This is a genomic window from Pradoshia sp. TA40_28, assembly GCF_059694525.1.
Genome location: NZ_JCATZO010000003.1, coordinates 177,176 through 192,410, shown reverse-complemented (window position 1 = coordinate 192,410; position 15,235 = coordinate 177,176). Strand labels below are relative to the sequence as shown.

The window sequence follows — 15,235 nt, the reverse complement described above, 5'->3', positions numbered from 1 at the left end:
GAAAAATATACAAAATAATGGTAAAGACTGTATAATGATAAGTAATAAAATAGGTAAATTGTATGAGTTGCGTAATAGATTCTATTTAAAAAACAAGTTAGGAGGTGGCTTTATGAAAAGAGGGCTAAGGCTCGTGATCATTTTTTTCATTTTATTTTCAACTGTAATTCAGGCTCCTCATGTCGCGGAGGGAGCGAAAAGTACTCCAAAAATAAGAGTTTTGGAGATATACGACAATATAAATAATTACCCTTCTAAACTGAAAGATTTTTTAGGAACGAGCAATTATGAGTATACGTCAATGCCTATGAAAAAATTTGTGGCATTACGAGAAGAGTTAGATGGAAAATATGACATGATTGCTATTATGGAAGGAACATATTCGCACACCAAAGTGACAGATAAAAATCATAATACAACATCCATACAGAACGATATTACTAGTTTAAAATTACAGGAAATTATTAATAGTTTTATCAATAAGGGCAAGCCGGTCATATTAAATAGTAATACTATATACTCTCATAAGGGAATATTGGGGCAGTTAGAATCTTTTCTAAATAAACCAAATGTATTTACCTATACCCGGTTCATACTCTGGCACGATTTTCCCAGAGAAGAGATAAATTCATTTCTAGGTAATACTAACTCAACGGGCCCGAGGTTTTCACTCACCACAAAACCAAGTGAAACAACTGCTTATCAGGATGGTGACAATCTAGGCTTTAATTTTACGGTGCAAAAGCCTGTGAATATTGAGTCCAGGGATTTAAAGGCTCGGTTATCGATTGATTCTGATTTTAATGATCAATATAGTACTGATGAGATTGTCAAAGAAATACCAGTCACCTCACAAAATAGCGTAATCACGTTTCAATTACCGAAGGGTTATTCAGGAGTCCGTTATTGGAAGCTTGAACTAATCGATAATGGTACGGGATTTAAGGACTATGAAAAAGGAATGATTAAGTTTGTCGATCAAACCGTTGAACTGAAAGTCCTGCAGGTTACCCCGAATACTAATTATAATAGCAGTTTGTTAAAGCCCGGCAACATGAACCAATCCTACTTAGAGAAAACGAACGAATATAAAATTAATATCGATGTCACTAACATGGAGAAGTTTAATGCTTCAACGGGTACCAATTCGCATACGCAAATTAACGGAAAATACGATATGGTTATTTTTGGATTTGGTGATGAGTATAACAATACCAACTTAAATGAAAATTCATCCACTTCATTAGAGACATTTATTAGCTCGGAACAAAGCGTTATGTTTACGCATGATACGATTTTTGAAAAAGAAGGTAGGGGTAGTAATTCAAATAACCGTTGGCTGAATAATTTTAAAGCAATATCAGGCCAAATCGATCCCAAAACGAATTTGGGCTATAATGCCCCGTATCCTTCTACTTCCACTGCGAATGTAAATAGCGGAATTATGACAAGTTATCCATATAATATGGAAAAAGAAAGAAGTCAAAAAAAACCTTACGCAAAAGATATTGCTCTTACACATAATCAATACTTTACCTTAAATCTTGAAGATATGAGTGTCATCCCGTGGTATAACATTAAAAGTGATCAGGCACCAAATAAGGATTCCAGTAATATCCGCGATGAAAATGACAGCTGGAATCATTACTATACGTATTCCAAAGGGAATATTACGTATTCTGGAACCGGTCATACAAATACGGGATTTCCTGATTGGGAGCAGAAGCTATTCATAAACACCATGTATCGGGCCTTTTTAGGATCGAACCATGCGCCAATGATAACGGTTATTTCTCCAAATGAGAATGATCTAATTCCATCTAATCAAAATATTGAACTTGCCTATAATATACAGGATTTTGATTTGAGGGATAAAAAGATTGCAACCAAGGTCTATGTTAATAACAAGCTTGTATTTGAACAAAAGAATGTAAGTAATGGTACGACGATCGTTCAGCCAATCCCTCATGGTTTACCTGAGGGAGGAAATGCTGCTATCCGAATCGAAGCGATTGATGCCAAAGGTGCCAAAGCAACTAAAGAGTTAACTGTGAAAGTGGTCAAGCTGAAGACGAATCTTCAAGTTAACCGGACTGTTCAAGCCTCTAACCCAATTAAGGTTAATGAGAATACGGAGATTACCTATACAATTACGCCACAAGATATAACAGGAGAGCTTGCTAAAGCAATTAGTGGAACAACTGTCACCTTAAATGATGTGACATTAACGGAAAAACTGCCTGCGGATATGGAAGTCAGCGGGTCAGGAAAAACAAGCGGCACACTTACGTCAGGACTAATCTATACACAAACATTAAATAATATCGTTTATAAAAAAGTAGGAACTATTTTTAGAGCGGAACCTGTTACGTTTACGGTTAATGTAAAACCAACTGAGAAACAAGAATATATATTAAAGGATTCGACGCTACGTTATAAGAATGCTCTCAAAAAAGATGAGAATGTCCAGTTTAACCAGTTAACACTTGTTGCTGAAAATGGTCTAGAGAAAGTTATTTTCCCTGCAACGTTTGAATTAAGTAAGGATGTAGATAAGAATTTTTCGCTTGATCTTGATTTAGTTCCGAGTAATGCAGGGATTAAAAGTATCGAATGGTCAGAAGGGAGTAATGGAGACATTATAAGCATTAACCCTGAGACAGGTGCAGCAAAAGTTTTAAAAGACGGGAAGACGAAGGTAAAAGTAAAAGTAACGGATGTCTTTGGAAAAGTAATGGAAAAAGAGGCAGATGTTACGGTTCGCAAATATGTGAACAGTATAAGTGTAGAAGATATGGATGTACAAGTTGGGGAAACAAAAGGCTTATCCATTAAAACAGATCCCGCTGAAAACAGAGACAGCCTTACCTTAACTTTGAGTGATCCAACGATTGCATCCATCGATAAAGAAAACTTCACTATTACAGGTCTGAAACAGGGAGATACAATTCTAACTGTCATTGGCATAACAAAAGACGGTGAATTGATTAGAAAAACAGCAGCCATTAAGGTTACCTCAGTACAAGTAGGCTGGATTGAAATCACACCAAACCCTCTATCAATCAATAAATTTGATAAATATCAGCTTACGTATGATGTAGGTCCAGATAATGCTACAAATAAGAAACTTATTTGGAAGTCTTTGAATCCTGATATTGTACGCGTAGATGAGAATGGCAAAGTTGAAGGAGTAGGTACCGGAAAAGGTATGGTATTAGTATCCTCTGAGGATGGTAATGCTTCAACAGAGGTAACTGTAAATGTCGGGCAGCCTCTTAAAGGAATTAGTGTTCTAGAGGAAGTTGAAATAGAAAAAGGTGAAACTCTTTCTATCATTAATTATTATGATCCTGTACCTAAAGACGCAACAAACATTACATCCAGAATATATAAGAGTGCGGATGATTATTACGTATCCATTAACGCAGATGGCGAATTTACCGGAAATCGAATCGGTCAAACAGTGGTTAAGATTACACTTATAGATGATTTAGGAATCCACTATACGGCAGATCTTAAAGTGAATGTTATAGCACCTGGAAGCGGAGAAAATGGAAACGGCAATTCAAAATATTAATTAAGGAGAAGACTCATTCTGCATGTTAGAGTGAGTCCATTTCTTTAAGGAAGAGCTCGGGGGAGACAACTTATATGAAAAGGAAGATCATTCTATCGGTATCTGCAATCCTACTATTGGCTGTCGTTATTGGTATCTTCAGCTTTACTGAAAAAAGTAATGCAAAAGTGAAAAAAGAGAATGAGGAGAAACTGACAGAGGCCATTGCCAATGGTAATTTAGATCGAGTAAAAGAATTGGTTTCAAATAAACATACTTCCTTAAAGACGAATAAAGAGGGAATAACACCACTTGATTTAGCCATTATGAATCAGAATTATAAAATCGCCGGCGTACTCTTGGAGCACGGAGCAGATGTATCACCCCACTCTGACAATCCATTGTTTGTTATGCTTGTCTTTTCAATCGGCGATCCCGACGATGAAAAGGCATATAAAGAAGCCTATGATACGTTTCTTGTAGCCATCAAGAATCATAAAGATAAACTGGATGATACGAATAGTAGCGGTAATACAGCCTTGCATATAGCCGCTTTGCGTGGAGTAGAGAATATCGCTGGGTTGTTGATGAAAGAAGGTTTGGATCCGGGCCAAGCTAATCATGAGGGGGAAACACCTGCCTATATTGCCTCGCAGGAGGGACATGTAGAGGTTATTACTCTATTGGAAGAGAAGGATCCTGAATTGCTGAGAGTGCAAGATCAAGAAGGAAATACGATTATTACGGCTGCTGTCATCAATATGCGGGAAGAATTATTGGATGTGCTTCTAAAAAAAATACCCGGATTAATCAATGAACAAAATAATGAAGGAAAAACAGCAATCATGTATGCCAGTGAATATGGTGAGATTGATTTTGTAAAGATGCTGCTTAAAGCAGGGGCAGATCCATCTATTCAAGATAAGGAGAATAAGACCGCTGCTATCTGGGCGAAGGAATGGAATCATACTGAAATCGTGAATTTAGTGGAACAGTAAAACCCGTTGGTGCGGAACCAACGGGTTTTTTAGTTAGGTCATTTTATCTTTTCAATTCTGTCTGTAATGACTTCTAATCCATTAACCTTTGGAAGTCCTTGTGTTTGATTTAAAAATAATCGTTTATTGTTTGTCACCTGTAACCTTGAGATCAGTTTATCCTGATTAGACGTAAAATTAATACGGCCTGTTTCCTTTGCACTCCCCCGATAGCTGTTTATAACCAGATTATCCTTGGAGAATATACCTCCCTCCACGCGAAGAAGAGAGCCGACCGCATAGATATTTGCTTCCGAAGCTGTATATAGATACCCATTAATTTGATCAGCTTCATCCTTGAATGGATTGATGATAGAAACTTCTAATTGGCCCTGTGTCATCAAGATGAGGACTTCTCCGGTATTCCCTTGGTCACAGCTATTCTGATAACATGTTATATTAATATTATTTAACGTTGTATCACCAAGTGAATAGATGACGGAATTAAAGCTTAAATTGCCTATTATACTGATATTCCCGGTTACCAATATATTACCTTTCACATTCATGGTTTTGTTTCCTTCGCTCTCTAAAAACAAGTTTCCATCAATAATCAACCATTGATGATCCTGTAGATTGATTTCATCCACATCTATTCGGGCATCACCTGCATACAAAAATGCCGTGGATGTATGATCTTTATCAAGCGATTGAAAATCATCGATTTTTTTAATACCTAAATTTGATTGCCCAGCATTAATTTGATTGATAATATGCTTGTTCTTTTCCCCATCTGTAGTCCCCTGTAAGGCTTGTGGGGAGAAGCCGGCTACACTTAGCTTTTCTATAAAGGATTGATGGATATCCACATCGATAAATTGAATGGTTTCATCTTCGTATATAGGCTTTTCATCTGATGAGAATGCCTGTTCCAAATGATCAATCGTTAAATTACTCCAGTATGTACTGTTTTTTTCAAAGATTGGAAGCTGACCTTGGAGGCTTTCAGTATAACAATCGCCGGAAGAACACAAGGATATCGGCTGCATTTTATTACCAAGGTGGATTTTTGACGCTGATTTAATAGCGGGCAGTGAAGTATCTTCGCTGTTAGGTACTGAATCATAAATATAATTGGCTTCATTACTAATCGAGAGTGTCTTTTTTGAATAGATATTTCCTTCGATTAATGGGGAGCCGTTTAAGGTGAGGCTTTCTCTTGATCCGAGTGCGTACTTAAGAAAACTCGGTGTTGCTGTGATATATACTTTTTGAGAATAGGCGGAACTGCTGATCTGTAAAATTTTTGTATAACTACTTTGATCTGTTGTTTTATCCTCGATTTTATAAAGGTTACTCTTCGATGCATTTTCGTCCTTTATAAACTTTTCAATTGCGATGTCGTAATCTTTTTTCGCAGGGAGATTAATTAAATCAGCGCCATTCATAGCTACAAAGGACTCAACGGTTGCCACACCTTCTTTTAAATCGCGCAGAGCATCCAGATTTTCGGTGATATCTTCTTCTCGTAGTTCTGTCCGCTTGCCGCTGTTTATCGTGGCACTGGCTATGGCCAAACCGAGGGTGGTAAGGACTAGGAAGATTAATAAAACGAGTATTAATGTAGAGCCTTTTTCATTTTTTAGTATCATTTGGATCCTCCTAAAAGCCAAACGAGCTCTCCAGTACGAGCGGTTTAGAATTAATAAGGGAATTTTTGAAGTCATTTTTGCCTTTCAGGGCGAGCTTTAATTGAATCGTACCATGTTGGCATTCCGTGGAACCTGCATTACATTGACCATCCGAACCGAGAGTAATCATAGATTTGGTCGGATTTGATGAGCCGTTATGGATCGTAGTGAACTTCGATTCAATATCCACTGTTTTTATCTCCTGGGTTGTTCCGCTATTGCTCTCAATGACAAATTTATCTTGATCGAAGTAGATTTTAATTGTTTTCTCCGGCTGTGATGTATCTTCCTCAACGAGGTAGCCATCTACGTTTTTCTGATTGGCTCTGACCAGGATAATTCCCTCTTTGCCGGTAGAAGAATCCTTAAAGGCTTTCACTGATTTCGGAGAATTGCTGTACATTTCATTTAAAATAGCCGTTGCAATATAATCAGCGTCATCACGTAATTGTCCCTCTACCTCAATCTTTTGATAAAGATTTACACCGGTTAAAAACACTGAGTACATAATTGTGCCAAACAATGAAATAAGAGAAATCGTTACTAGTAATTCGACAAGGGTAACACCGCGCTCCGATAAAATGAATTTTTTCACTTTTTCAATACTCCCTCCACGCTTGTTTCACGATCGTTCCAGTTTATTTTTACTTCAACCGGAATTAAATAATTTTGCAGATTAGCTTCAGGATGTTTTGTCAGTGTGATAGTGGCTTCAAATGTCACATTATTAACGACCGTTTTCAACATGTTTTCACATGAATCTGCAGGAAGAGGGCTTTTGTCACAAGAACTTCTTGTAATCTTAATTTCTTCAGTTCCACCATTGGTAGGAAAATATGTATTTTTAATAGTATTAAAGTCCTGGTTTTCTATATAATTCAGTATATTCCTGGCTACATTAATGCCGACCGTTTTGGATTCATTTCGTTTACTATAGTCGTACGTATTGTTGAACAAGGCTACTATGCTTAAAAAAATAATACCAAGAATGGTAACGGACAAAAGAACCTCTACCAATGTAAAACCGCGTTCGATATAAAAAATATTCTTGTTTTTCATCGGCACACCTTCTTTTAATATTTCTTACTTTATTATACAATGATTCTAGTAAATATTTGTAATTAATAGGTATTATTTCTTATATTTATAAAAATAATATGTTTTGCAAGATATTGTCAAAAGAAGGAGTGGTGGGATTGGAGAGTTATTTATTGGTTTTAGCATCGTTGATTTTGTTAATTCCAATCATTATGTATTTGCCACTGGGAATGACGTCTAAAGGGAAAATGATCATTATATTTGGAGCTATCATTATCGCTTTAACTGGGATATATACAAATATGAATTTCCCCCTCTGGCAGACGGCAGGGATCTTGCTTCTTATCGTTCTTGTTATGACTTTTTTTATGGGAGAAAAATTTGAAGGGCTCATTTTTGACCAGGAGGGAAATGATCTTACAGATTATAAAAGTGATGAACCTCAGGTGGAAGTAGACGAAAGAGATGATTTGATACATAACATTGGGCTTCAAAAGCTTTCAAAAGATGGAAGTGATCATCTGGAAGTCCGGCCTGAACAAAAAAAATCAGAAGATAGTGATACGGTAGTCATGAAAGATGTCATTCATTCAGAGAGTGACTTTTTGGATTCGCCAGAAAATCTGATAATGGACCTGGAGATGGAGCAACCGAAAGAAACAACTAGACAGATGGATCAACCGGTTATCCATTGGGATGAAGACATTGAGTTGCTTCAGAAAGAACCAGTACTGGAGAACGATGATGAGATGGATCGTGGAAATGTAAATGATGAAACCATTCAATCTGAGATTTCCGATCCGATATATAGGGAGGAGAAAGAAATTTCAAGTCCTGATAAGACGGAACCATTTGGATCGCTGACGAAAGACGAGGTCGATTTTCTTTTGAATAGAGATGAATTGACACCATCGGATGATTTATCAGTTCATTATATGGATGATATTGAAATCTATATAGAGGATGAAGACGAGGATTTGAAAGTATCTACAGACTTGATAGTAGAAGAACCGGCAGTAGATCCGATTATTCATGTATTTGAAGAGGATTTACCACTGATCATTGATGAAATAGAAGAAGATCGTTCTACTGATGAAAAGACAATCCTTGAACACTCAGATGAGGTCGTATCCCCACTAGTCGCGAAGCAGGGAGAAGAGCTGGTTGTAAATGCTGAGGAAATGAAGGCGGAGGAGAACGTTGAAACAGCTGAATGGCCACTACTGAGTAAGGAAGAAGAGGAAGAATCTCTTTCTGACAATCATACAGCGACTCTGGAAGAGGAATTAACACAAGATAATGAATTGGACAGTGATTCGCCTGAAATGGAAGCTGAACCCATTCACTTGGAGGATATTGAGGAGCTTGAGGTAACTCAACCAACAGCTGAACAAAGTGCACTGCAGGGGCAATTGTTTGATACATTCTTTTATCAAATGAAATTGGCAAAAATGACTTATTCGGAGAATGAATATGAATCATTCCTTAAAGGATATTTAACAGATGAATTACCGGATCAAACGTATTACCAATTTAGTACATTACTACTCGATCATTATATCGCCCAGGAAAAATGGGAGGATTTGAAGCATAGTCTGCTCAAACTGAGGAAACGGTTTGAACAGTATCCTATTCTCGCTGAACAACTCGATTATTTATACCAAACATATTGTGAATAAAACAAAACAGATAGGGAAGTGTCTCATTAATGAAGAACAGTTTAGAAATTATTAGTCAACCAATTATCAGTATTTCCGAAGGCAATCAAATTGGGAATGTTAAATCAATCGTTATTAATCCGGAAAAGGGTTCTGTTGATTTTCTTACGATTGAACATGAGGATTGGCAAGTAAGTGTAAAAGCCATTCCATTTAAAAAGGTAATTGGGATTGGTGAATATGCGATTACGGTTGAAAATGATAATGCCGTGATTGATTTGAATGAAATTCCTATCGCAAACACGTTGGTGAATAAAAAAATCAAAATTACCAATACAAAGGTTATGACTAGAAAAGGACAGTTGCTCGGTGAGATTTCTGAGTATTTCATTGATGAAGAAAATGGAAATATCATCGGTATGCAGCTCGGTATTGGCGGTAAGGATGTCATTCTGAAAGCCGAAGCTGTATTAACATTTGGAAAAGATATTTTAGTAGTTGTAGAAAATGCATCTGATTTTTATATTGAACATCTTGAAGAGTTAGAAGTGGGCGAAGAAATAGAGCCAATTGTAGGGAAAATCGAAGAGGCAATTGAAGTAATTGAGCCCAAAAAAATACCTGTTGTAGAAATAAACGAAGCACAGGCCGATGTGTCAGCTGTAAAAACGGAAGCGGAAGCAGAGGCAAGTGTATCTTTGTATCAGCAGTTATCTGAAAGCGAAAAAGCTCTAAAGGAAAAGCAAATAGAATTACTACAAGGGAAAACGGTAAGCAAGGATATTCTAAATGGCCAAGGTGAACTTTTATTTGCAAAAGGAACAAACCTAACTGCAACGGATGTTGAAACAGCTCAAAACGAAGGGCCATCCGTAGTAGTTGAATTGTCGATGAATGTCATTAGCTAACTAGAGAGGAGCCTGGCTATGAGAAAGCAGCACATTAGTAAAGTATTTATTATCTTACTGTTCTCTACTGCATATATGCTTGGATTCTCTCATTATGGCTCGCTGGCAATCAACAACATTATGGATACGGAGCATGATTTTGAGGCAAATACAACAGTAGGTTCTGTAGATGTTTCAAATAAAACGATAGCTGAGGCAAATGATTTAATTACGAAAGAGACAGAAAAGTGGATGAAAGATAGTCTTATCGAGTTTACCTATAAGGAAACAAAGACTGTTTTTAACACAGATTCCTTCCTATTTAATAGAGAGAAAACACTTCAACAGGCACACTCAGGACAACAGAATGGAATGAAGGTAGAGCTTAGGAAGAATGCGATTGAGGACTTCATTCCCATCTTATCTAGTAAGCTTGCGATCGAACATATTGATAAGGACAAACTGTCGGCTGATTTACTGGCCAGTGCTGCCATGCTTGACCAGGGCCCGCTGGTTTTTCAAATGGAAAAGTATCTGGAGGGGTCTTCTGAACAGATGGAGACAATTTCAAAGGCAAGCGTTAGTGTAGAGGACCGCGAACGAGAAATCCGTCTTTTACTTACAGCAGTTCCTGAAATTGAAATACCGTCTAAAACGCAAGTGTCCCTTATTGAGACGATTAAAGCTGCCAATATAACAAAAAAAGATAAGGTTTCATCCAGCATATTTGCATCTGCTGTATATGAAGCAATCATGCCTACTAACTTTGCTATTCTGGAGAGGAATATCAGCCGTGAATTACCAGATTACGCCAAGTTGGGGTATGAAGCTAGAATGGATCTGGATAAGCAGGTAGATCTGATATTTTCCAACCCGAATGATACAACCTATACTCTTCATTTTTCCCTGGAGGGGAGTAAACTGGTTGTGACTTTGAAAGGTCATTCCTTCTTATATACATACAATCTTGTGAAGGAAGATGAAACAAAATTCAAACCAAAAACGATCAAACAGTACAGTGCCTTGCTTAAGGAGAATGACAGTAAAGTATCTGTTGAAGGTACAGATGGATTGCTCATCAAGATCGTCAGAAAGACGATTGATGAAAAAGGGAAAGAAGTTCTGTCTGAAGTCCTTTCTGATGATTTCTATGGCCCGATTCATCGGGTAATCGTCACAGGATTAAAGGAACCTGAGGTAGAGCTGCCTCCAGAAGAATCAGATAACGCAGAGGATTCAGAATCCGCTCCTGAGGGATCGGAGGAAGAACAATCAGGTAAGGATGAGAATCCGGCTGAAGATGGCGAACAAAATGATGAAGAGCCGATTGAAGAAGACGAACCTGCAGAGGATGAGGATACGAAACCAATAGAAGAGGATGTTGAAGAAGGACAGGATGCTTCAGATAAAAAGAATGAATAGTTTAACGGAAATTTAATGAAATTGGAGATGGGATCATGTCACAAACCCGAAAACGCTTAGGTGATCTGTTAGTGGAAGCGGGTTTAATTACAGAGGACCAGCTTCAAAATGCGCTGGAGATTAAGACAAAAGGTGAAAAGCTTGGAGATGTTCTTTTACAAAAAGGATATATTACGGAACAGCAATTAATAGAAGTACTTGAATTTCAGTTAGGCATACCACATGTTAGTCTATTCAGATACCCGTTCGATCCGACTTTATTTGCGATAGTACCAAAGGAAATTGCGAAAAGAAGCCTTCTTATTCCTTTAAAAAAAGAAGGAGAAAAATTATATGTGGCGATGGCTGATCCAATGGATTTCTATGCGATAGATGATTTACGGTTAGCGACAGGTTTTCAAATCATTGCAGCGATCGCTACGAAAGACGATATTCTGCGGACAATTACCAAATATTATGACGAGGATGAAGGGATTGAGGAACTGCTCGGAGATTTAAATGATACCGATATTCGCAAAGATGATAAGATTACGGATCAGGATTCGCCCATTGTGAAGCTTGTTAATCAGATCTTATCCAATGCTGTTTCACAAAGAGCAAGTGATGTTCACTTGGATCCTCATGAGACAAAAGTGATGATCCGCTATCGTGTAGATGGAGTTCTCCGGACAGAGCGAACATTGCCCAAATCCATGCAAAGTGTTTTGGCGGCTCGAATAAAGATTATGGCGAACTTAGATATAACTGAGTACAGAATTCCACAGGATGGAAGAATGAAAATAAATTTAGATTTCCACCCTGTCGATTTACGTGTATCGACCTTGCCTACGGTATTTGGAGAAAAGATCGTCATGAGGATTCTCGATTTGGGAAGCTCGTTAAATGATTTGAACCGTCTTGGGTTTAACAATTTAAATATGCAACGGTTTAAAACAATGATTGAGCAGCCAGCTGGAATTGTGTTAATAACAGGACCCACTGGTTCAGGGAAGTCATCCACATTGTACGCGGCTTTAAACGAATTAAATACTGAAGAGGTTAATATTATCACGATTGAAGATCCAGTCGAGTATCAACTCGAAGGTGTCAATCAGATTCAGGTTAATACAAATGTCGGAATGACGTTTGCCGCTGGGTTGAGATCGATCCTGCGGCAGGATCCCAATATCGTCATGGTGGGTGAAATAAGGGATAAGGAAACGGTTGAAATCGCGATACGTGCCTCTTTAACCGGCCATCTCGTATTAAGCACAATCCATACCAATGATTCACTCAGCACGGTAACCAGATTAATGGACATGGGAGTGGAACCATTTTTAATTGCTTCATCGGTCAGTGGTATTGTGGCACAGCGTTTGGTTCGGCGTGTTTGCCGGGATTGCGGTGAGAACCATCAACCTACGAAAAGAGAGATTGAGATCTTTGCGAAAAGAGGCATGAAAATAGATTCTGTTAAAAGAGGCAAAGGGTGTTCTTCGTGTAATATGACCGGATACAAAGGAAGGATCGCCATTCATGAAATTCTCGTTTTAAACGATGAGATGAAAAGAGTGATCATGAACGGAGAATCCTTTACAAAGCTAAGGGAACTGGCGATCAAGCATCGGACTGTTTTCCTGATTGATGACGGCCTGCTTAAAGTAAAACAGGGATTAACATCGACGGAAGAAGTGTTGCGTGTAGCTGTTCTTGAATAGGGGGGTGGCAATAGATGGATAAAAAGATTGATAGCTTGCTTCGAGCTGGATATGAGTTCAAAGCATCAGATATTCACTTAACGGTTGGTGTTCCCCCGATCATGCGAATTAATGGGGAATTAAAGCGATACAGTAAGGAATCGTTGCGTCCAGAGGATACGGAAGGAATGGCAAGGGCGATTGTGCCAGAGGAGATGTGGGACCGTTTTAAAGAAAAGGGAGAGCTCGATTTTTCATACGGCATTCCGGGATTATCCCGTTTTCGGATTAATACGTATCTTCAGCGCTCCTGTGTAGCAATGGCCATCAGAATTGTGCCTACCCAGATTCCGACTATGGAAGAATTGAAGCTGCCGGAGGTTTTAAAACAAATTGCCCATAAACCGCAGGGACTTGTGTTAGTGACGGGTCCGACAGGCAGCGGTAAATCAACGACGCTGGCAGCGCTTATTCAGTATATGAATCAAACGATGAGAAAGCATATTATTACGCTGGAAGATCCGATTGAGTATTTGCATAAGCATAATGGGTGTATCATCGACCAACGTGAGATTGGATTTGATACTAATAACTTTGCCAATGGTTTGAGGTCTGCGCTCAGGCAGGATCCTGATGTCATTTTAGTAGGAGAAATGAGAGATTTGGAGACAATCCATACAGCTATTACAGCAGCGGAAACGGGCCATTTGGTACTCGGAACGCTCCACACCTCTTCTGCATCATCGACAATTGACAGGGTAATTGACGTATTCCCATCAGCCCAACAAGCGCAGGTTCGTATTCAGCTTGCCAATGTGCTTATTTCGATTATCTCGCAAAGATTATTTCCGACTGCAGATAAAAGCGGACGCCGATCTGCAACAGAAATTCTTATGAATAACTCAGCTGTCTCGAATCTAATTAGAAGTGAAAAAATTCATCAAATCATGAATATCATGCAGACATCAAAAGCTCAGGGGATGCATACGCTCGATAGCAATATTCGGGAACTGGTAACAGCCGGGATTATCACAAGAGAATCCGCTGCTCCATTTCTTAAGGAAAAGGTGGAGTAGATGGCGAGGTTTAAATATACCGGCCGTGATGTAAAAGGCAAGCGGTCTGGCGTGATAAATGCAGTAAACAGACGCGAAGCGATGGAGAAGCTAAAAAAAGAAAATGTACGCGTGATTGAAATAGCTCAGATGCCTGAAACACTGCTAACAAAGGATATTGCCATTGGTAATCCTGTTAAACTTCAGCATTTTGTTATTTATTTACGCCAGTTCTCCACGTTGATAAAAGCTGGAGTTTCGGTAGTCGAAGCTACGAATATTCTTTCTCAGCAAACAGATAGTAAGGCACTATCTAGAACCTTGCAAAACATTGAGACAGATCTTCGCGATGGACAGCCTCTATCGACAGCGGCAGCAAAACATAAAAGAATATTTCCGCCTATGGTCATCAATATGATTCGTGCAGGAGAGATAGGCGGTAATCTTGATGATACGCTCGACCGTTTAGCCATTCATTATGAGAAACAGCATGACACAAAGAGAAAGATTTCATCTGCGCTTGCCTATCCAATAGTGATCGCCATCGTAGCGATTGCAGTTGTGATTTTTTTGCTAGTGAAAGTTGTGCCTACATATGTAAGTATGTTTGCCGATTTTGGCGGAGAACTTCCTGCGATAACGCAATTTGTCCTTAATGCCAGCAATATGATGCAAACAGGCTGGTACTTTGTTGTCCTCTTTATTCTTTTATTTGCTGGGGCCATCCTCTTAATTAAGAAAAATAAGAAGTCTAAGTATTATTTGGATTATTTTTTATTGAAGGTACCCATCTTTGGCAGCATGCTGCAAAAAGCGGCACTTGCCCGTATGACCAGAACGCTTAGTTCTTTGTTTTCCAGTTCCGTGCCAATATTGGAATCGATGACGTTGGTGGAACAGGTGGTTGAGAATGAAGTAATCGGAAGGGTTGTACTGGCATCAAGAGATTCATTGGAAAGAGGCCAGTCAATTACAGTGCCAATGAAAAAACATTGGGCATTTCCGCCGATGATCACGCAGATGATTTCCATAGGGGAAACAACCGGGTCGCTTGAAGCGATGCTTACAAAAGTAGCGGAGTTTTACGAAAAAGAAGTCGAAGCCAGCACAGATACATTGAAGGCATTGATAGAGCCCTTGATGATTGTTTTCCTTGCCTCCTTAGTTGGTACTATTGTCCTAGCTATTATCGTACCGATGTTTACTATGTTTAATCAAATAAGCGGGTAAATATATGCAAAAATATAAAAATATGTCTTTATTTCTACCAAAATA

General features: G+C 38.5%; 11 protein-coding genes. 8 read left to right on the top strand and 3 right to left on the bottom strand.

The genetic code is table 11. The features are described 5' to 3' along the window. Nucleotides 1-112: 112 nt before the first annotated feature. Nucleotides 113-3,577, top strand: a complete 3,465-nt coding sequence (locus tag AC58NB_RS05075) for an Ig-like domain-containing protein (protein WP_497425738.1) — start codon at nt 113-115, stop codon at nt 3,575-3,577. A 74-nt stretch (nt 3,578-3,651) separates the two neighbouring features. Further along, the gene (locus AC58NB_RS05070) at nt 3,652-4,554 is read left to right on the top strand and encodes an ankyrin repeat domain-containing protein (protein ID WP_497425737.1); all 903 of its coding nucleotides are present in this window, start codon (nt 3,652-3,654) and stop codon (nt 4,552-4,554) included. A gap of 38 nt (nt 4,555-4,592) precedes the next feature. On the opposite strand, the gene AC58NB_RS05065 is transcribed toward AC58NB_RS05070, so the two are convergent. The 3 genes from AC58NB_RS05065 to AC58NB_RS05055 are packed head-to-tail and all read right to left on the bottom strand — an operon-like array spanning nt 4,593 to nt 7,283. After that, nucleotides 4,593-6,185: a hypothetical protein gene (locus tag AC58NB_RS05065; protein WP_497425736.1), complete on the bottom strand. Its 1,593-nt coding sequence runs from the start codon at nt 6,183-6,185 to the stop codon at nt 4,593-4,595. Between the two features lie 10 nt (nt 6,186-6,195). Beyond that, nucleotides 6,196-6,819, bottom strand: coding sequence for a pilus assembly FimT family protein (locus AC58NB_RS05060; protein WP_497425735.1), 624 nt, complete (start codon nt 6,817-6,819; stop codon nt 6,196-6,198). After that, entirely contained in the window at nt 6,816-7,283 is a 468-nt protein-coding gene (locus AC58NB_RS05055) for a prepilin-type N-terminal cleavage/methylation domain-containing protein (protein WP_497425734.1), read from the bottom strand. Before AC58NB_RS05055 ends, AC58NB_RS05060 begins: the two co-directional genes overlap by 4 nt. A gap of 137 nt (nt 7,284-7,420) precedes the next feature. Here AC58NB_RS05055 and AC58NB_RS05050 point away from each other — a divergent pair, with 137 nt between their 5' ends. From AC58NB_RS05050 to AC58NB_RS05025, 6 genes are read left to right on the top strand one after another with little or no spacing between them, the layout of a single operon-like run. After that, nucleotides 7,421-8,941, top strand: coding sequence for a hypothetical protein (locus AC58NB_RS05050; RefSeq protein WP_497425733.1), 1,521 nt, complete (start codon nt 7,421-7,423; stop codon nt 8,939-8,941). Between the two features lie 29 nt (nt 8,942-8,970). Continuing rightward, the gene (locus AC58NB_RS05045; protein WP_497425732.1) at nt 8,971-9,828 is read left to right on the top strand and encodes a PRC-barrel domain-containing protein; all 858 of its coding nucleotides are present in this window, start codon (nt 8,971-8,973) and stop codon (nt 9,826-9,828) included. An 18-nt stretch (nt 9,829-9,846) separates the two neighbouring features. Then, nucleotides 9,847-11,229 (top strand): VanW family protein, encoded by a 1,383-nt coding sequence (locus AC58NB_RS05040; protein ID WP_497425731.1) that lies wholly within the window; start codon nt 9,847-9,849, stop codon nt 11,227-11,229. 35 nt (nt 11,230-11,264) lie between these two features. Continuing rightward, nucleotides 11,265-12,926 (top strand): GspE/PulE family protein, encoded by a 1,662-nt coding sequence (locus AC58NB_RS05035; protein WP_497425730.1) that lies wholly within the window; start codon nt 11,265-11,267, stop codon nt 12,924-12,926. 14 nt (nt 12,927-12,940) lie between these two features. Continuing rightward, nucleotides 12,941-13,981: a type IV pilus twitching motility protein PilT gene (locus AC58NB_RS05030; protein ID WP_497425729.1), complete on the top strand. Its 1,041-nt coding sequence runs from the start codon at nt 12,941-12,943 to the stop codon at nt 13,979-13,981. Next, nucleotides 13,982-15,190, top strand: coding sequence for a type II secretion system F family protein (locus AC58NB_RS05025; protein ID WP_497425728.1), 1,209 nt, complete (start codon nt 13,982-13,984; stop codon nt 15,188-15,190). Nucleotides 15,191-15,235: the final 45 nt, after the last annotated feature.